19 protein-coding genes and 1 tRNA gene are annotated in these 19,003 nt (G+C 51.8%); 13 read left to right on the top strand and 7 right to left on the bottom strand.

Annotated features, from left to right (window positions below; translation table 11 throughout):
- Nucleotides 1–62 precede the first annotated feature (62 nt).
- Nucleotides 63–374 (top strand): hypothetical protein, encoded by a 312-nt coding sequence (locus SH449x_RS09400; protein ID WP_482381078.1) that lies wholly within the window; start codon nucleotides 63–65, stop codon nucleotides 372–374.
- A 137-nt stretch (nucleotides 375–511) separates the two neighbouring features.
- Here the strand turns inward: SH449x_RS09400 and SH449x_RS09395 are convergent, their stop codons facing one another.
- From SH449x_RS09395 to SH449x_RS09375, 5 genes are all read right to left on the bottom strand, one after another.
- Entirely contained in the window at nucleotides 512–709 is a 198-nt protein-coding gene (locus SH449x_RS09395; RefSeq protein ID WP_482381077.1) for a hypothetical protein, read from the bottom strand.
- 136 nt (nucleotides 710–845) lie between these two features.
- On the bottom strand, nucleotides 846–1,316 hold the full coding sequence (gene rpsG / locus SH449x_RS09390) for a 30S ribosomal protein S7 (protein WP_482381076.1): 471 nt from the start codon (nucleotides 1,314–1,316) through the stop codon (nucleotides 846–848).
- Nucleotides 1,317–1,393: 77 nt separating this feature from the next.
- Complete coding sequence (gene rpsL / locus SH449x_RS09385; RefSeq protein WP_482381075.1) at nucleotides 1,394–1,762, bottom strand: 30S ribosomal protein S12; 369 nt, start codon at nucleotides 1,760–1,762, stop codon at nucleotides 1,394–1,396.
- Nucleotides 1,763–1,903: 141 nt separating this feature from the next.
- Nucleotides 1,904–1,986, bottom strand: a tRNA-Leu gene (locus SH449x_RS09380).
- Between the two features lie 281 nt (nucleotides 1,987–2,267).
- The gene (locus SH449x_RS09375) at nucleotides 2,268–3,458 is read right to left on the bottom strand and encodes a hypothetical protein (RefSeq protein ID WP_482381074.1); all 1,191 of its coding nucleotides are present in this window, start codon (nucleotides 3,456–3,458) and stop codon (nucleotides 2,268–2,270) included.
- Nucleotides 3,459–3,527: 69 nt separating this feature from the next.
- On the opposite strand from SH449x_RS09375, the gene SH449x_RS09370 reads away from it, so the two are divergent.
- A complete protein-coding gene (locus SH449x_RS09370; RefSeq protein WP_482381073.1) occupies nucleotides 3,528–4,202 on the top strand; it encodes a tetratricopeptide repeat protein in 675 nt (224 codons plus the stop codon).
- A gap of 45 nt (nucleotides 4,203–4,247) precedes the next feature.
- On the opposite strand, the gene SH449x_RS09365 is transcribed toward SH449x_RS09370, so the two are convergent.
- Nucleotides 4,248–5,663, bottom strand: coding sequence for a sigma-54-dependent transcriptional regulator (locus SH449x_RS09365; protein ID WP_482381072.1), 1,416 nt, complete (start codon nucleotides 5,661–5,663; stop codon nucleotides 4,248–4,250).
- 588 nt (nucleotides 5,664–6,251) lie between these two features.
- On the opposite strand from SH449x_RS09365, the gene ccoN reads away from it, so the two are divergent.
- The 10 genes from ccoN to SH449x_RS09315 all read left to right on the top strand — a co-directional run bounded on the left by ccoN (nucleotide 6,252) and on the right by SH449x_RS09315 (nucleotide 17,728).
- Complete coding sequence (gene ccoN / locus SH449x_RS09360) at nucleotides 6,252–8,705, top strand: cytochrome-c oxidase, cbb3-type subunit I (protein ID WP_482381071.1); 2,454 nt, start codon at nucleotides 6,252–6,254, stop codon at nucleotides 8,703–8,705.
- Nucleotides 8,706–8,708: 3 nt separating this feature from the next.
- Entirely contained in the window at nucleotides 8,709–8,897 is a 189-nt protein-coding gene (locus tag SH449x_RS09355; RefSeq protein ID WP_482381070.1) for a hypothetical protein, read from the top strand.
- The gene (locus tag SH449x_RS09350; RefSeq protein ID WP_482381069.1) at nucleotides 8,897–9,505 is read left to right on the top strand and encodes a cbb3-type cytochrome c oxidase N-terminal domain-containing protein; all 609 of its coding nucleotides are present in this window, start codon (nucleotides 8,897–8,899) and stop codon (nucleotides 9,503–9,505) included. The genes SH449x_RS09355 and SH449x_RS09350 overlap by 1 nt, the downstream gene beginning before the upstream one ends.
- A gap of 106 nt (nucleotides 9,506–9,611) precedes the next feature.
- Nucleotides 9,612–11,189, top strand: coding sequence for a cytochrome c oxidase accessory protein CcoG (gene ccoG, locus SH449x_RS09345; RefSeq protein WP_482381068.1), 1,578 nt, complete (start codon nucleotides 9,612–9,614; stop codon nucleotides 11,187–11,189).
- 1 nt (nucleotide 11,190) lies between these two features.
- Nucleotides 11,191–11,670, top strand: a complete 480-nt coding sequence (locus tag SH449x_RS09340) for a FixH family protein (protein WP_482381067.1) — start codon at nucleotides 11,191–11,193, stop codon at nucleotides 11,668–11,670.
- Entirely contained in the window at nucleotides 11,667–12,575 is a 909-nt protein-coding gene (locus SH449x_RS09335; protein WP_482381066.1) for a sulfite exporter TauE/SafE family protein, read from the top strand. Before SH449x_RS09340 ends, SH449x_RS09335 begins: the two co-directional genes overlap by 4 nt.
- Nucleotides 12,576–12,579: 4 nt before the next feature.
- A complete protein-coding gene (locus tag SH449x_RS09330) occupies nucleotides 12,580–15,111 on the top strand; it encodes a heavy metal translocating P-type ATPase (RefSeq protein WP_482381065.1) in 2,532 nt (843 codons plus the stop codon).
- Nucleotides 15,108–15,272: a cbb3-type cytochrome oxidase assembly protein CcoS gene (gene ccoS / locus SH449x_RS09325; protein WP_482381064.1), complete on the top strand. Its 165-nt coding sequence runs from the start codon at nucleotides 15,108–15,110 to the stop codon at nucleotides 15,270–15,272. The genes SH449x_RS09330 and ccoS overlap by 4 nt, the downstream gene beginning before the upstream one ends.
- Entirely contained in the window at nucleotides 15,273–16,601 is a 1,329-nt protein-coding gene (locus SH449x_RS09320; RefSeq protein ID WP_482381063.1) for a hypothetical protein, read from the top strand. It begins immediately after the preceding gene.
- Nucleotides 16,598–17,728, top strand: coding sequence for a two-component system sensor histidine kinase NtrB (locus SH449x_RS09315; RefSeq protein ID WP_482381062.1), 1,131 nt, complete (start codon nucleotides 16,598–16,600; stop codon nucleotides 17,726–17,728). Before SH449x_RS09320 ends, SH449x_RS09315 begins: the two co-directional genes overlap by 4 nt.
- Before the next feature lie 82 nt (nucleotides 17,729–17,810).
- Here the strand turns inward: SH449x_RS09315 and SH449x_RS09310 are convergent, their stop codons facing one another.
- On the bottom strand, nucleotides 17,811–18,326 hold the full coding sequence (locus tag SH449x_RS09310; protein ID WP_482381061.1) for an NYN domain-containing protein: 516 nt from the start codon (nucleotides 18,324–18,326) through the stop codon (nucleotides 17,811–17,813).
- 229 nt (nucleotides 18,327–18,555) lie between these two features.
- Here SH449x_RS09310 and SH449x_RS09305 point away from each other — a divergent pair, with 229 nt between their 5' ends.
- A complete protein-coding gene (locus SH449x_RS09305; protein WP_482381060.1) occupies nucleotides 18,556–18,924 on the top strand; it encodes an Hpt domain-containing protein in 369 nt (122 codons plus the stop codon).
- Nucleotides 18,925–19,003 lie beyond the last annotated feature (79 nt).

Raw genomic sequence — 19,003 nt, 5'->3', positions numbered from 1 at the left:
AACGCATTGTCCTTAGCTCGGCCAGCACCATTCATGGACAAGGTATTTGTCGGGAGAGCGAAATGAGGCCAAAAGCAGAAAGCATCAAGCTGCGCCGATTATGGCAAGGTGTAGAAACTCTGTACGGGTTTCTCAACCCATCGAGAATATCTGAGCGTAACATCAGGACGATGGAAGCCCTGCAGGATGTTGAAAACGAGGCATTTCTCCAATTCTTAGCGATTGTCCAGGAGATTGCAAAAGCCCATCCATTCAAGCGTCGGCGTTGGGGTGCGATACGGGACAAGCATCAGGACTTATGGCAACGTATCCGCGAGAACGAATATTTCGATTGCCTCCTGGATGGCTATTATTGCCACACCCAGACTACCTAAAACTTCACCGTGTCGTCAGGCCATCCAAGGAGGGGCTTGGTCATGCACCTAGCTTGTCCAGGTGAACCTCATGGTTCTTGCTACATCCTTCGCCAACAGCCCTCCCGAAGAATGCTCCTGGCTCGCCCTGGAGATCGTTACGTTTCCGGCCCGACTAGCCAGACCTGCCCCACGAACCGGAAACCTAACGATCCGCCGATCGAGTCGGCGGGATTCGCAGGTCGGGTTGGCGATCCCGGGTTTAGCGAGAAGCCTAACCATCCGCAGGTCGTGCCTTCGGGATTTCCGATGTCTCCCGCAGCAAAGCCGAGGGCCAGCCCTGGGAATTGGGTCATGCCGTAACAACGAAAAGCCTTGTTTCGTCCTACGTGTTGAACCGGCAGCTTTTTCAGCTTTCGCAACTGCGCAATAAAAAAACGGGGCTGATGAGACCCCGTTTCGTTGACTTTTAATTTCACGCGGCAGGTTGAACTACCATGCGAAGTGAGCAAACGCCTTGTTGGCATCGGCCATGCGGTGAGTGTTTTCTCGCTTGGTGATCGCCGCGCCTTCTTTTCGGTAAGCAGCCATGAGTTCATCTGCCAGCTTGAGGTGGGTCGCTCGGCCCTTCTTGCTCCGAACAGCTTCCAAAACCCAGCGGAAAGCCAAGCTTTGCTGACGGTTCTTGTTCACTTGCATCGGAACTTGGTAAGACGCACCGCCAACCCGCTTCGAACGAACTTCGATGTAAGGCTTTACGTTTTCGATCGCTTGCTCGAAAACCTCGATCGAAGGACGGTCCTTTACCTTCTCTGCGATTTCTTCAAGTGCTGCATAGAAGACACCTTGGGCGGTCGTCTTCTTGCCATCGTACATCAAGCAGTTGATGAATTTCGAGGCCAACAGCGAATTGAATCGCGGGTCTGGTTTCAGCGAGGTTCTGGAGGCAGTAATCTTTCCCATTTGTCGTTTATCCGATATCGATTGTTTTGTTTTTGCTGGTTTAGCTAGCCCGCCCGAATCTTGGGAGGGCCATCAAATTAAGCCTTCTTAGCACCGTAACGGCTGCGGGACTGCTTACGTCCGTTTACGCCCAATGTATCGCGGCAACCGCGAACCACTTGATAGCGAACCCCTGGAAGATCACGGACCCGACCGCCTCGAATCAAAACGATCGAGTGTTCCTGAAGGTTGTGCCCTTCGCCAGGAATGTAGACGGTCACTTCTTTTGAGTTGCTCAAACGCACCCGAGTGATCTTTCGAAGAGCCGAGTTTGGTTTCTTTGGAGTCATCGTTCGCACGAGCAAGCAAACGCCTTGCTTTTGTGGGCAACGCTCAAGAACGGGGCTCTTTGTGGTTTTTCTTTGAACGACTCGGTTGCGTCGAACTAGCTGATTAATGGTCGGCATAGGTTATGCTTTTATTCTCTGCTTTACTAATGTTCCTGCTCTACAAACAGGTCTTCCTATTTGCCAGGTCTGCCAATTTGCTCAGTTTGGTTACCCAACGTGATCGCCGCACCTAGGAACGACCCATGTGCGAACATCAAGTACCAAAGGTGGGAGTCGAACCCACACGTCCGTGAGGACACAGGATTTTGAGTCCAGCGCGTCTGCCATTCCGCCACTTTGGCATGAACTGTCAGGACAAACTGAGCCCCGATTGCGAAAGAGTTTACGCACCTTCACAAAATTCGGGACGGAAAGTGTACTAATCCCACCATAGCATCGGCAAGTCCAACGCCGGATTTTCTGGTAGTTTTCAAGTTTCGTTTCAACTAATTTGTGATCTCGGGACGCATTGCAGTAGCAGGGCTAATTTTAGGACGATTGGCCGAGGGTGGCCTGACAAAACGATGGTAAACCAGAGAGCACGGATGGGGTGGCACATCTTGAGGAACGAAGGGGGCGGTTATCAATCCAGGATCGTGAGCACACACTGGTTGCCATTCCGTTCAATCTTGAGCCGTCCGGCTTTGCCGAGCTCCGCCAGGATATCGTCGATGGTGGCCCGGTTGTAGCTGATCTGGATCTCTCGCCTTGCGACTGCTTCTGGCAGAGGCCAAGGGGATAGCTGCAAGTTGGCAGTTTTCGCGATCGCATCCAGGGCGCTACCCAGCGTCCCCCGCAGTTCGCCTTGATACACCGCTCCTTCCGAGCTCGGCTTTTGGTACTTCACTTTCGGAATCAACGGGCCGATCAGCCGCATATGCTCTGCTGGTGTCGCCGTGATGATCCAAGTTCTGTCTTGGGTCTTGATTTCTACGTCGGGATGTTCTCTCTTCCATGACTTGCAATGGTCGTCACCCAATCGCTTTAGCTGATCCGCTGCATAGGTCCAGTCGATGGTGTGTTTGGTCGCGATGTCGCCATCGAGGCTTCGAACGTTGGGGGGCTTGGCTCCCAGATCGACCTCAAGACGCATACTGCTAAGAATGCAGGTGGCGATGGTGAGCAAGCTCTGTTTCTCAAATCGCCTTTCCGGCCAAAGGTCTCGAGCGACGAGCTCGAGCCAAGATGCGTCGAGTTTGGCCAGAGCATTGAGTTGTATGGCAATTTGTTGTGCACTCGTCCCAGCATTCCATGAGAACGGTGGCTGCGATGGCCTGCTCCAGATCAAACCCAAGGATGTGCTCTTGTTTCGCCAGTATTGCGCCGACACACGCGGGGCAATTTCGATTGGCAAAAACAAAACGGTTCCCTCCAAGATCACAAGTTCACCATCAAGCTTTTGTGCTAAATCGGAAAGCATCTCGTCGAGCGTTTCCAGCTTGCTGGGTAGGCTGACTTTGCGATCACGGGGTAAGCCCATATCGATCCAAATGGGAACGTTGTAAGCAGTCGATACGACCTTGCACACTTCCTCCGCCGTTGCATCGATATCCTGAGACCATGGTGCCTGTAAGCGTTGGTAAGTTGCGATGAACTCTTTGCTAAGCATGGGGTGTTGGCCATTTGTTGACACGGCTCCCATAGCGACTTGGAATAGGAAAACGGAGCATGTCAAGCAAGTAATCCGCAACTTGTCGAAGTTGAAAACAAGAGGTAGAGAACCGTTGCGAACGGAAGTTTTGGCAATTAGAGTGAAATGGTCGAACGGTGACATGACGGAACTTTTAATGGGATTCGCAGATCGAAGTCTTAGAGGCATAGGTTTTGAAAAGGTAACGACTGCATGACCAAAATAAACGACTATTTCGAAAGCTACCTCGCTCAAACCATTGGCGATGACCACACCATTGTACTCTCGACGGTAGGTGGACGAACGCCTATGTATTGGGTGGATCGCGTTCGGGAAGTTTACGATTCCGCAACCCTCAAAAGATTGCTAGCCTCCAGTCTACCTGAGACTCGTCGCGCCGCCGCCTGGGCATTACGCTATTTAGGAACGGAATCTCACTATAAGCCGTTGGGGGCGCTCCTCCGAGACGAATCTCGAAGCGTTCGTACGAGTGCCGATGAAGCTCGCCGAGCTATCTGCTACCGAACGCAGAGTCCATGGCATCGCAAAACGGCTTATGAGGTCGAGCAGTTGCTTGCGAACGGTTCTTATACGCAAGCCATCGATCTGGCGAACCATCTAGCGGAAGAAACCGAAGGGCGAAGCGACGTCTACTATTTGAGGGCTTGGATTCACTTTACCCATAGCAGCATCGAGCTTGCCGCGGACGATTGTAAGCGAGCGTTGCAACTGGACTGTTACGCTTATCAAGCATGCGTGGCGCTCGGGCAATGCTACTGGCACCTTGGCAATGACGGTGCAGCCATGGAATGCTACCTGGAAGCAGCTCGAATCTACCCCGATTGGGAACCCGCTCGTACGGCGATGTCAGTCCTAACCGACGACTAACGTCGATCTTGCTGGGATCCTCTTTAGCAATACCCGTAAGGGATGCTATTTAGCAGAGGCGGGAGCGTCCACCGATCTGTCGATCGACTCTTCTTTTGCGGCTAGCGTATCAAGAATTCGGTAAAGGCTTCGACGCGCAATTCCAAGCTCTTTGGCAGCTTTGGTCTTGTTCCCACGGTTTCGTTTTAATACTTCTGTGACATGCCGATGAGACAGAGACTCCAAGGGAATTGCGTCACCAATACGTAGCTCCGGGACAAGGTCCTGTACGGGAATCGTCGGCGAATTATTGGTCGTGTGGATTTCGGAAGGAAGATTCGCTAGATCGATTCGATGATCGTCGGACAGAATCTTGGCTCGCTCCAGGGCGTTAATAAGCTGCCGGACATTTCCTGGCCATGCGTACCTGCTGAATAGCTCACTCACGCCTGGCCCTAGTGTCCAGTCTTCTCCCAGCCAATGCTGAATCAGAAGTGGGATATCCTCAAACCTTTCACGCAATGGCGGAATCTTGATCGACAGAACGTTGACTCGGTAAAAAAGGTCTTCGCGGAAACGACCTTCGGCGACCTCTTTGGCGAGATCTCGATTTGTGGCTGCGATCAAGCGAACTTTTACTTTTCGTTCCTTGGTCGAACCGATTCTCCTCATGGAGCCGTCCTCAAGCACGCGAAGCAGTTTGGCTTGAAGTCCACCAGCCAATTCTCCAAACTCATCGATAAATAACGTCCCGCCATCGGCAATTTCGAACAGCCCTGGTTTCGCATCGATGGCTCCTGTAAAGGCACCTTTCTCGTGACCAAAGAGTTCACTTTCCAAAAGGGATTCCGGCAGTGCGGCGCAATTGATAACCACGAGGGGTTTTTCTGATAGCCCGCTTTGAGCATGGATCGCTCGAGCGACAAGCTCTTTTCCCGTGCCACTTTCGCCCAATATCAAAACGGGCTTGTCGCTAGGGGCGATGCGTGCAATGAGACGCTTAACTTCTTGCAGCCCTGATGAATTTCCGATGAGCGGCTTGGTGCGATTCTGCTCGTTGAGCTGGCGCTTTAGGAAAATGTTCTCCTTCTCCAAGACGATCGCCTTGGCTGTTCGCCGCAGAAGCACGTCAAGTTCATCCAGTCCGAACGGTTTCGACAAGTAGTCGACCGCTCCTCGTTTCATCGCCTCGACTGCGGAGCCAATACTTCCTGCTCCCGTCAGCATAATGATCTTTAGCTCGGGGTCTTCCTGGTGAAGCCGATTGATCAAATCCAACCCATTCATGCCAGGCATGTTTTGATCGACAATTGCCACATTAAAGTGCTGGCTTTGTTGGACGCTGATCGCTTGCTCCGCATTGGCGGCCGCAACGACACGATAACCCTGACGTTGAAAAAAGCGGCACGCCGGCTCCAAAAAGTCGGGTTCATCATCGACCAAGAGCAGATCAATTGGTTCCGAAAGTGGTGCTAAAACCATAGGTGTTCGTTACTGGTCCTGATACGGTTTGGTTAGCCCTCAAACTGAGCGCGTGCAAGCTAGCCCCCAGCAGCAAAAAGAGTACCTAAACAGTTACTTCTATTTCAAATCATCCATTTTACTTTTTGCTAGCAAAGGCGGCACCATGACTTGATCCTGAAGTTTTCCAATGGTCCGGGCTCGCATTAATCTGCATTAGAATTCAGCGAGGCCACGCATCGCGAGAACTCAAGCAACGCTAGGACTGCAAGAAGGATATTGACAAGGTGTGCAGGTTTGGCTCAATTTGGCACAGTTGTCACTGCGTCAGGTTGTGACGCACTAGCTTGCATGCAGCGAAGGAAAATGATTTCCACTGGGTGTGACAATTGATCTCACCTACCTGGAAACCAGATCGCTTCCGCACGGCAATGGCAAGGGCTGTGGAACCATAAACCGAATAAAATCTGAACCCGCTGTTCAGGCGGCAAGGAAATCCACTGGTTTCCAAATTGGTTGGTGCGGCGATTTGTCTTTTTAAAACGGCACGTCGATTGCATGTCACGTCGCCATCGTTATAAACACCCCTCATTCAAGATCTAAGAACTCATGTCATTAGCTGAAGAATCTCCTCCATCGACGGACCGCAACACGGGAGGTCCCGAATCTTCCACCTCTTCGGAATATCAAACGCAGGCACTCGAGACCTTTAGCTATGACGACGGGATCGTCAGGCTGTTTTTGATTGCGACGATTATCTGGGGGATCGTAGGAACGGCAGCCGGGGTAATTGTTGCTCTTTTGCTCGTCATGCCGAGTCTCCTGGAATCGATCAATCCGGCCATCGCTCAATACTTTACGTTTGGAAGGCTGCGACCGGTTCACACCAACGCGGCGATCTTCGCGTTTGCAGGGAACGCCATCTTTGCGGCGGTATATTACAGCACGCAGCGACTTTGCAAGTGCCGCATGTGGAGCGATCTGCTGAGCCGACTGCACTTTTGGGGATGGCAAGCGATTATTGTCGCGGCCGCGATCACCTTGCCGCTCGGATTTACTCAGGGCAAGGAATACGCTGAGCTGGAGTGGCCCATCGATTTGGCCATCGCTGTAGTGTGGCTCGTCTTCTTTGGTGGTAACTTTTTGATGACTTTGTGGAATCGTCGTGAGCGACACATGTACGTCGCGTTGTGGTTCTACATTGCAACGATCGTTACTGTGACGATCCTACACGTCTTTAACAATCTGGTGGTTCCGATCGGTGCTTGGAAAAGCTACTCGGTCTATGCAGGCGTTCAAGATGCACTGATGCAGTGGTGGTATGGTCACAACGCCGTGGCGTTCTTCTTGACCACTCCGTTCCTGGGATTGATGTACTACTTCCTTCCTAAGGCTGCCGAACGCCCTGTCTTCAGTTACAAGCTCAGTATTATTCACTTCTGGTCTCTGGTTTTTATTTACATTTGGGCCGGTCCTCACCACTTGCACTACACCGCACTGCCTGAATGGGCTAGCACCTTTGGCATGTTGTTCAGCGTGATGTTATGGATGCCGTCATGGGGGGGGATGATCAACGGGTTGCTGACGCTGCGAGGCGCTTGGCACAAAGTGACAACCGATCCAGTCCTGAAATTCTTTGTCGTCGGTATTACGTTTTATGGCATGGCAACATTCGAAGGTCCGCTACTCTCTGTGAAGAGTGTGAACGCTCTCTCGCACTACACGGACTGGACGATCGCTCACGTTCACTCCGGTGCTCTCGGTTGGAACGGCTTTATGACCTTTGGCATGATCTATTGGTTGCTACCACGTTTGTTCCAGACCAAGCTCTGGAGCCAGAAATTAGCCGAATGGCACTTCTGGATTGGTACTATTGGAATTCTTCTCTACATCATTCCGATCTACGTCGCTGGAATCACCCAAGGGCTTATGTGGAGAGCCATGGACGATCTAGGCCGATTGCAGTATCCCGACTTCGTAGAGACGGTGCAGGCAATTGTTCCTTACTGGTGGGCGCGGGTATTCGCAGGTCTGCTTTATGTAGCTGGGGTCTTGATGCTAGGCCTTAACGCCTTCATGACTTGGATGAACCGACCTGCCAAGTATGAGGTCCATGTTCATGCTGCTCCTCGATTGAGCAAGCACTATGTCGATCAACCGTTGCCACCTTCGGACCTCAAGGGTGTACCGGTAGTAGAAGCTGCGGCCAAGGTCGAAACCTTTGCCAAGATGGATTGGCACCGACGTTGGGAAAGATTGCCGATTCGATTCACCATTCTAACAGCCCTGGCGGTTACGATCGCCAGCTTGTTCGAAGCCGTTCCGATGTTCTTGATTCGAAGCAATATCCCTACGATCCCTTCGGTCAAGCCTTATACGCCGCTCGAACTGGCTGGTCGCGATATCTATGTTGCTGAGGGGTGCTACAACTGCCACTCGCAAATGATTCGTCCGATGGTGGCGGAAACGCTACGTTATCCTCCTGATTACAGCAAAGCCGGTGAGTTCATTTACGATCGACCTTTCCAATGGGGGTCTCGTCGAATCGGTCCCGATTTGGCTCGTGAAGGAGGCAAGCAAAGCAGCTTCTGGCACTGGAGACACTTTGAGGATCCTGCAAAGACCTCGCCGGGGTCTGTGATGCCTCCGTATCGTCATCTCCTCAGCGAGAAGCTCAACTACAAGGAGATTCCGAAGCGAGTTTGGGCCGCGCACTTCCTGGGGGCTCCCTACGAAGAGGAGTTGACCAACGCTGAAGAGATCGCTCGAACACAAGCTCAGGCAATCGCAGCGGAGATCATTTCCCAAGGCGGTCCAGTGACCTATGAAGGGATTTTGCTGGAGGAATCGACAGCCATCGCGCTGATCGCTTACTTGCAGCGAATGGGTACCGATTTGTTTAATACGGAAACGGACGAGGCGGTTGCAGAACCGGAGGAGGCCGCTGCGGAACCGGAGGCTGTTCCTGCAAGCGAGGAATCGTCGGAACTACCAACGGCGGGCATTAACACACAATTTGACTCAGCGATTGCTGTTGTTCAAGCGGACAAGAAAGCGGAATAGATCATGTTAAAAGAAGTAGTATCCTGGCTGGATTATTCGTTCTTTGGTGAGGTAGCCGTCGTCATGTTCGCGGTTGCATTCCTGTCCATCATTTGGGGCGCTTGGAAACTCCGCCCCGAATCCGCGAAACAATTCAGTAATATACCCCTACAAGATCATGTCGTTGATCCTCGGAAAGGACCGAACGTTTAATGTCGACGCTAACTAACAAAGAACCTCCCGTAGGACATAGCTACGATGGAATTCAGGAATACGATAACCCGCTTCCCGGTTGGTGGAAGTGGCTCTTCTGGGTGACTATCGTCGCATCACCGTTTTACTTGATGTACTACCATGGCGGCCAGGCAGGCCGCTCCGTGGCCGATCAATTCGAAACGGCTTTGAGTGAAAACACCAAGAAGCAGTACAAGGAAATCGGGGACTTGACGCCGGACGAAGCCACGATGATCAAATATCTTCAGGATCCCAAATGGGTGAATGTCGGCCAATCGATCTTTCGCTCGAACTGTACGTCGTGCCACGGTCCAGAGGGGGGCGGCAATGTCGGTCCGAATCTATGCGATGAGCATTTCAAGGCGATTAAATCCCTGACCGATATCATCAAGGTGGTCAACGAAGGGTTAGCCGGCGGGGCGATGCCCGCTTGGAATAAGAGACTCTCGCACCAAAACGATGTGATTTTGGTTTCTGTTTACGTGGCCAGCTTGCGCGGCACCAATCCTCCGAACGCTAAGGGACCAGATGGTAGCCCTATCCCACCATGGCCGACGGCACCACGCGAAACCGAAGAAAAAATGTAACCGATGCAGGTGTGCTGATATCAAAGATATCAGCACCCAAAGTCAAGGACCTCAAACACAGGCTCACCCTGAATACATATTGAATCCGGGGTGGGAAATAAAAACCATGAGTACAACAGATCATCTTCCTATAGTTACCTCACCACAAGCCAGAATGGCGGCATGCTCCGTCGGGTGCGGTAACTGCAAGGGAGAGGGGGCATGCCAAAACGATTCCGCTGCGATCCGATCCACGATGGACGGAGCGAACCTTGGGGGGCAGCCTGCTGGAAACGCGGGCTCGATCCTACAACCAGAGGAACAAGTTTTGCCGACTTTGGCGAAGGACGGTAAACGGCGTTGGATCACGCCATCACTGGCGATGGGCAAGTATTGGCATCAGCGACGTATCGTTGGTTATGCGTTGATCGCATTCTTTGTGATCTTGCCGCATCTGCGCATTAACGGCAAGCCGTACGTGCTGCTTGATATTGCTTCGCGACAATTTACGTTCCTTGGGCATACGTTTTATCCGACAGACACTCCGCTGTTGGCTTGTCTCATGCTGGGCTCGTTTTTCGCGGTCATGCTTGCGACTAGCGTCGCGGGCCGTGTTTGGTGTGGCTGGGCGTGCCCACATACCGTTTACATGGAATACGTGTTTCGTCCTATTGATCGATTATTCGATAGGACAGTAGGGCGAGGCGGAAAAGGTCGCAAACCGCTAAGTGGTCCGATGAAGGTGGCACGATTTTTCGTCTATGTGATTTTGTGCGGACTCATCGCGCACGTGTTTCTCAGTTACTTTGTAGGCACGGATCGCTTGGCTCAATGGATGAGAATGACTCCGACTCAGCATCCCGTAGCGTTTCTGATTATGTTCGCTTCCACTGCCGCCATGACCTTTCATGGTCTCTACTTCCGCGAGCAACTCTGCATGATCGCATGCCCCTATGGTCGCTTTCAGTCTGTGATGTTGGATCGAAATTCTCTAATCGTTGCGTATGACACCAACCGGGGTGAGCCGCGAAAGAAGGGAAAACGAACCAAGGGCGTTAATGATGGAGTCGCAACGCTGAATCTTCCGACGGCTGGCGATTGCATTGATTGCGGTCGATGCACAGCAGTTTGCCCGACTGGTATTGATATTCGAAACGGCTTGCAGCTCGAATGCGTTCACTGTGCACAATGCATCGACGCTTGCGATACTGTGATGACGAAAGTCGGTCTGCCGATTGGATTGATTCGATACACCAGTCAAGATGTGCTTGAAGGCAAGCCTCAAAAGTGGATCCGAGCCAGAACGGCCATCTATTCCGTTCTCATCACGGTTTTGGCAGGCTTGTTCGTCTACGTTCTCTCCACGAAATTTGCGTTCGACGCGAGAGTGTTCCGTGGGGGAGGGTCGCCGTTTTCGATCCTTGAGAACAAACAAGTACAAAACAATTTCAAAGTTCGCCTCGTCAACCGAAGTCAAACCGCTCAAGAGTATGTCTTGGTTCCAAGCGATGCCAAGATTGCCGCTCAGTGGAGTGCTGGCGAAAAGCTTAAGCTAGAACCAGGCGAAACGATTTTGGCTTTGGTGGATGTTAAGTTTCCTATCTCGATGACAACTGGCAGAGGTTTTGCCAATGCAACTCTCACCGTTCAAGACGATAACCAAGCGACTCGAGATCTCTCTGTTAAACTACTAGGACCACAATAATATGAGTGAAGCAAGTTCCCGCCGCTTCTGGGTCTCGATGATTCTTGGCTTCTTTGCGATTGATATCACGATCGCTGTGGTGGCTATTACTATGGCGGCAGGCGATCCCTCCTTTCGGTCCATTCCGGGTTTTGGGCAACGTTCGGTTCAATGGTCGGACCGTCAACGAGACTTCAAGCATTTTAGAGAGACAGGCTATTCGGTTGATATCGATCAAGAGAAGTCGACCGACCAAGCGATCGTTCTAAGAATTACCGATAGCGAAGGTGCTCATGTGCCAAATCTCAAGTGGACGATCGAGGTGTTTCACTTCACCCGAGTTGCTGAGCAGCAGCGAGTCGAGTTAGAGGAGCAAGACGGTTTCTATACCGCAGCGATTCAGATGACAAAGCCAGGCTTTTGGCATATTGAGCTCGCCGGGTTTGCGGGAGATAAGTCCATTTGGTTGGAACGCAAAATCGATTGGAAGAGTCGATTATGATTTCTTGGGGCAGCGCGTTAGAGTTGCTTGGTGCAACAGCGATTGCCTCAGCGCTCGGTTCGTTGCATTGCGTCGGAATGTGTGGTCCGTTCGCCATCATGGCATCCGGAACCATGGAGAGCGGCAAACAAGCCAACCTGGGAACCAAGCTCGACTCGTTCCGACGCATGACGGCTTATCATGTCGGCAGGCTATTTACCTACGTGGCGATGGGGTTGGCGGTCGGTTTTTTGGCAAGTTCGCTCGGTCGATGGGAATGGTTTCAGTCGTTGGGGCTTTGGGTGGGAGTCATTCTCATCGGCCTCGGGTTGATACGATTGTTGGGGGCCTTATCTCCAGATCGCTTTGCACTCCAAAGCGGTTCCGCCAAGCATGGAAAATGGGTTTATGCTTGGAGCATGCAACTAGCCAAACTTCGGGCTCAATTGCCTAAGAGAACTAAGTGGCAGAGCGCGTTCGGCTGGGGATTAACGACCACTTTGTTGCCGTGCGGGTGGTTATACCTCTTCGTATTGACAGCCGCTGCTTCAACATCCACGGCGATGTCGATCGCCACGATGGTCTCGTTTTGGATTGGTACGTTGCCGCTCCTTTCCTTGTCGGTAATGGGGTGGCGATTGCTGGGAGATCGATGGCGAGGAGCGACTGGTGTGGTATCCTCACTATGCGTTCTAACCATGGGGATTTACCTGATGGTCGCGAGATCGGCTGTTGAATTGCCCATTCCCAAGACCTTTATCAACCAAGCATCCGCCAAGGAAACAATAAATCCAGACGAGAGGAATTCCCATTTGATGTTGCCCTCGGAACAGGAAACGGGTGCTGAGCGATTGAATCGACTTCGCATTCTAATCAACGCAGGCTTGCCCTGCTGTCAATCCGAACAGTCCGAAAGAGGCCGGTAGATTAATGACTCTTAATCGACGACCCCAAAAAAAGGAAACCACAGTACCTTGTGCCCATTGCGGTGCACCGGCTCGGTCGACGGTATCGCACGGCAGTTCGAATCAAGGTGCAGAAAGAGCATTTTGTTGTAATGGCTGCATGGGTGCTTATGCGTTGATCCACGAGATGGGATTAGAGGACTATTACACGCTCCGCACCGATACTGGTAGCTCGCTCGGTGTGCAGGAGTCCGAGCAACGCAATGCTGTGTTGTACGACTTGGATGCAGCAGGAGTCAGAGTCAACCATCTACCCGGTGGACTTGATTGCGTACGGTTATCGGTCGAAGGTATGCATTGTGCCGCGTGTTCCTGGTTAATCGAGCGTTTGCAACCGACTATTCATGGGCTTTACAGTGCTCGCGTACGATTAAGTGACAACTCAGTCGAGCTCATTTATGATCCCTTGCAAACTACGGTCGCTCGGGTTGCTTCTCGTCTATCAAAGATCGGCTATCAATTGGCCCCGTGGCAAGACGACGAAGAGCAATCTCGTGAAGTAACCCTCAAGCAGCGTGAGCACTGGATGGCTCTGGCTGCCGCCGCGTTTTTTGCGGCCAATGCGATGTGGATCGGCGTTGCTCTCTACGCGGGGGAATCTACAGGCATTTCGAGCGATAACGAATACTTTTTGCGATGGGTCGGTGCAGGTCTTGGTTTATTGTCGGCGGCTTTTCCCGGCAGAATTTTCTTTCAGACCGCATGGGCTGCTATCAAGTCAAAGACACCGCACATCGATATTCCTGTCGCGATTGCTCTATTGATTGGATCTGCGAGCGCAATATACGGTGCTTATTCAGGGGTCGGGCACGTTTATTTTGATTCACTCGCCTCTTTTGTGCTGCTGCTTCGCATAGGTCGTTATCTCCAATTCCGAGCCCAATCACGAGCCCGAGTTTCGATGACCAGATTGCTGCGCTGGCATGCCAATATTGCCAAGAAGAAAGGCCCGGACGATACCGTAGCCATTATCCCAGCCAATCGTTTAAAGGCAGGAGATGTCGCGATTGTTGAGCCAGGCGAAATCGTTCCTGCTGATGGTGAAATTCTCACAGGCCAGAGCACGATCGACATGTCGCTGTTGACTGGGGAAACGCAGCCCGTGGTGGTCGCGTCTGGTCATTTGGTCGTAGGGGGAACCACGAATCTAACGTCCCGAGTGGAGATGCAAGTCTCGGCCTCGGGCGATGAGAGTCGCATGGGGCGTCTTATGGCGATGGTGCGAGATGCTACCACCTATCGAACACCGTGGATACAAGCAGCCGATCGAGTCAGCCGGTGGTTTGTTGTAATCGTCTTGACGCTAGCCCTCCTGACCTTTATCGGCTGGAGTGTCATGGCCAGTGTGGGGACTGCGACAGGGCATACGATCGCATTGCTAACCATAGCTTGTCCCTGTGCATTGGCGCTCGCGGCTCCGTTGGTTGTTACGATCGCGCTGGGCCGTGCTGCACGACAACAGATCTGGATTCGGGAGGGAGAATGCCTTGAAAAGCTCGCCAAGCCCGGGATGTTATGGCTCGATAAAACAGGCACGATTACTATGGGGCGAGTGCATGTTCACCATTGGTTTGGTGAGGAGAACTGGCTTCCCGCCATCGCTGCCTTGGAACGATCGGTATATCATCCCATAGCGACGGCAATTGTAGATTATGCAGAAGCTTATGAGGACGAGGACGAAACGATTACAGCCACCGATGTTGTTCAGCAACAAGGTTATGGTGTTCGGGGGTTGGTCCGGGGCGGCGCGATCGACGATGCCATTTTGTCCATTGGCAATGAAGCTTGGATGAGACGATGTGGTATCACGGTGCCAGACCGATGGCGGACGCAAGCTGCTGATATCGCTCATCGTGGCCAGTCGGCGATCTGGGTCGCAACAGACGATGTCGTCGTTGGTTTGTTCGCCGTGGGAGATGCCATTCGACACGATGCCGTCGACACCTTGAGGTCGCTACGGGAACTCGGTTGGAAGCTAGGGATCCTATCTGGTGACCATCCGCAGGTTGTTGAACGAATTGCTGAGTCGCTTCGTCATCAAGGTGTCGAGTTGGAAACCGTTCTGGGGGCTCAAAACCCTGAAGACAAATTGGCAATGGTTCGCAGAAGTCGCGAAGAGCTGGGGCTTCAAGTTGCAATGGTCGGTGATGGAGTCAACGACGCAGCGGCCTTGGCTGCGGCTGATATAGGTATCGCTGTGCGCGGAAACACCGAGCAATCGTTGGCGGCTGCACCCATCTATATCGCCAATCCTCGCTTGAGTTCGTTGTTAGAATTGTTTCTCGCATCGAAGCGAGTCATTCGAGCGATTCGCAATTGTTTCATAGTCTCGCTTCTTTACAACACCATTACGATATCGCTCGCCATGAGCGGTCTGATTCATCCGCTGACTGCGGCCCTGTTCATGCCCTTGAGCGGAGTCTCTGTTTTGGTGTTAGCGATGAACGCGAGAACCTTTACTAAACGCCGTGAGAAGACTTGGGAGAAACGAACATGAGTGTACTGTACATAGCATTACCGGCCGCGTTATTCCTAGGAGCTTTGGGCCTGATCGGCTGCTTTTATTGCATCAAGAGTGGCCAATACGATGACTTGGATTCCGAATCGATGCGAATCCTGAACGACGATTCGGAGCTGAAAAGCGAGACACGAAAGTAAATGAAGAAGCCAGTTCCTCTCAGCTTGGCTATCGTTTTTTATGCGTGCCTATTGGTGGTATCAGCACCACGTGCAGCGATATCGGGAGATGACTTTGAAAATCCCCCCGTTTCGTACTACGACAGTCCATCTCACGATCGGGTTGCGATCCTCTGGCAAGACATCAAGTCAGGCAGCAAATCGCTTATCCCGGACGAAAAGGGAAACTATCTGACATCGCTACTGGAGCTACTGGAAGTTCCCGTATCTTCGCAGTGTCTCGTCTTCTCCAAGACTAGTTTGCAGATCAATCACATCACTCCCCGCAAACCTCGGGCTATCTTTTTCAATGAAGACTGTTACGTGGGTTTTGTGCAGGGGAGCAACGTCATCGAGTTGACTGCTATCGACGATCAGTTGGGTTCGGTCTTTTATACGTTAGAGTTACCGTCGCGGCTTTCCGAGGATGCACCTGTTAGCCCCACGATCATACGGGATCGAGGGCAATGCTTATCTTGCCACGCAACGACCCGTACGGAGCGAGTACCAGGTGTTCTCGTTCGATCGGTTTACCCCGATAAAGCAGGCCGCCCCCGGAGTGGTTCTTCGAGCTATGTTTCCGATCATCGCAGTCCGTTTCTGCAGCGATGGGGTGGTTGGTATGTAACAGGTACTCATGGTTCGATGCGTCATATGGGAAACGTATTTGCTTTGGAGCGTGAGGATCCTCAAGGCTTGGATGTCGAGAGAGGAGCTAATCTGACGGAATTACCGAGTGAAGTTAGTCGGAGTGGCTATCTGAGTTTGGAGAGCGACATTGTGGCTCTCATGGTTTTGGAACATCAAACTCGAGTCCATAATCTAATCACTCGAGCCAATTACGAGACACGACAAGCGACTCACCTAGATAAAGCGATGAACCACGCATTGGGACGAGCAGAAGATTTCGTAAGCGATTCGACCAAGCGGCGGATTGCGTCGGTAGGAGAAGAGCTTCTAAAGGCTCTTTTGTTCGCGGATGAGTTTGAATTGACGGATACCGTTGCGGGATCGGATCGATATCGAGCGGATTTTGAAGGTCTCGGCCCTCGCGATTCTCAGGGGCGTTCGTTTCGAGATTTGGATTTGTCGAGGTATCTATTCCAAAATCGGTGCAGCTTCTTGATTCTGTCGAGTCACTTTGATGGGTTGCCTGCCCCTGTGATGCAGTATGTTAAGAATCGCATGAGCGAGGTTCTAGTGAAATACATTAACACTCCGGAAGGAGTCAGTTTAAATTCCGATCAAAGATCGCGCCTTGTCAGCATGTTAGAAGAGTTGAAACCAGGTTGGCTTGAGGGGGCAGAATGACGGATGGGAATCAGTTGGAGACAGAAGCGCAAAGCCGTGTTGATACGGCGTTACTCAATGCTATCCTCAACACGGCTGTTGATGCGATTGTCACTATCAATCATCGCGGCATCATCATGCACGCCAATCGGGCTATAGAGAAATTGTTTGGCTATAAGCCGAGCGACTTGATCGGCAAAAATGTATCCATGCTAATGCCCGAGCCAGACCGCTCACGTCACGATCAGTACATCCATACGTATCAGGAATCGGGAAAGCGTAACATTATTGGCATTGGTCGTCAGGTTTTAGGACAAAAGGTGGACGGTACGCTGATCCCCGTGGATTTGGCTATCAGTGAAGTCAAGATAGACGATCAAGTGTTGTATACCGGCATCATGCGTGACATGACGGAACGGCAGCAAACCGAAGCCGAGCTGCGAGACGCCCAGTTGCGTTTAATCCAAAGTGAGAGGCTTGCAGCCATCGGGCAGATGGTAACAGGTTTGGCTCATGAGAGTCGAAATGCGTTGCAGCGCTCGCGAGCATGTTTGGATATGCTGGACCTTGACCTAGATTCTCTGCCAGACCAAAAGGATTTAGTCCGGCGAATTCGCTCGGCGCTCGTAGAGCTTCAGACTCTCTATGAAGAAGTGCGGAGCTATGCGGCTCCGATTCAACTGGGGAAGACGCGGCATACTCTGGCTGAGCTCTGTCAGCAAACGTGGGCAAATTTGGAGGATCAATCTAAGGCGTTGGATGTGCAAATGGACGTGGATTGTGGCGACTGTCCTGCTGTATACTGCGACCCCGACAAGATCTCACAGGTTCTACGAAATATCTTTGAGAACGCCTTATTCGTCTCCCCGAGAGGTTCCATGGTTCGAGTCGTATGTCGACAGATACGCAGCGGTGTTTCGACTTCGGTGCAGGTTGCGATTGCGGACTGTGGACCTGGTTTAGACGAAGAGCAAACGCAGAGAATTTTCGATCCGTTCTACACCACGAAAACGAAGGGAACGGGGCTAGGGATGGCGATAAGTCGCCGGATCGTCGAGGCACATGATGGTCGTCTGTACGTCGGGGGTGATGAGTTCCGGCCTCCAAACGCCAGTGGGGCGGTGATTATTTTTGAGCTACCGGCTTAGCTCATCTTCCGAATGCGTGCGCGATGGAAGATGTGTTTGGGGCGCACTTTTTGGGATTGGTAGGTTGATCGACTCAGCGTTTCTAGAACCCAAACTCCTCAAGCCACTTCTTGGTGTTGATTTCTCTATCCGGTTTCTCCGAATCGTTGAGTCCAGCCGGTTGGTCACGTTCTTTATCGGTTGGTGGGGCATTCAGTTGCTCGATCCAAACCTCGGAGTCAATAGCCTTCGCCCCTCGGGCTCTGGCGTTCCGCTGAATTTGATGATCAGACGAAACTACGGTTAGCTTTGAAGGAGACGGATGGTTTCTGATTAGCGACTGGATACACTCATCTGCCGACAAGTGAGAGGTTGCATAGATTATTCTCATTCCATGGAAAGCCGTCTGTTGATCGTGAGCTGCATTGTGCGCGGTGTCAAAAACTATGCACACGTTGGTTCGCTCTTGCGGAGGCAGTTTGGACTCTAGCCAACTTAGAAAGTAGAGTCGAGCGTCGTGCAAAGTTCTTTTACGCTTTGCATCTGGGCTCACAACACTTCCAAGCATCAGGTTATAGCCATCGATCAAAGTGCTTATGTTGGGAAGTCGGTTCGTCATAGCAGCCTCGAGCGATTTTCGTTTTTCTTTTCTAGCGAGCGACCGTGCCTGGACAGTTGAGCATAGAGGAGGAGCGAGACCAGTATGGTTGTACCGGATCTGACGGCCTTATCGATTGCTTGTTCGTTAAAAATTACCACAAAACTAAGGAACCTATCCATCCAGCGGGCCCGTGTTCTACTTTTTCGCAATGAGTATCCCTTACTGGCTCCTATTCTCGGAAAACCACATGAACAATTCGAATGTTAGATTCGCGGAGTTTGATTATCTGATCTGCCAACATGGAGGGGATGTGGATGCTGCTTTTGACGAACTGGAGTCCTTTATCCGAGACCTACAGGACGACATGGTATCTCTCGACCGGCATACCCGACGCCATGATGCGATGGCTGTTGCTAGTATTGCGTATCGTTTGAAATCCAGTGCCAAGCTACGCGGGATCGATTTGCTGCGACAGTCGGCAGTTCAGATCGAACAGTCTGCACGTCGTAATAGAATAGGACAATTGAACGCCGAGATCGATCTCATGCGGTACCAAGTCGAATTGTTGGCACAATCTGCTTATCTGCAACGCGAGGCATTGAGCAATAGTCGCTGAGCAATAGTCGCTGAGCAATAGTCGCTGAGCAATAGTCGCTGAGCAATAGTCGCTGAGCAATAGTCGCTGAGCAATAGTC

It is taken from the genome of Brakhagea baltica (genome assembly GCF_052161605.1).
Taxonomy (GTDB): Bacteria; Planctomycetota; Planctomycetia; order Pirellulales; family Pirellulaceae; genus JBKCUI01.
The sequence above is the reverse complement of the archived record's forward strand: the minus strand, read 5'-3'. Positions and strand labels throughout refer to the sequence as shown.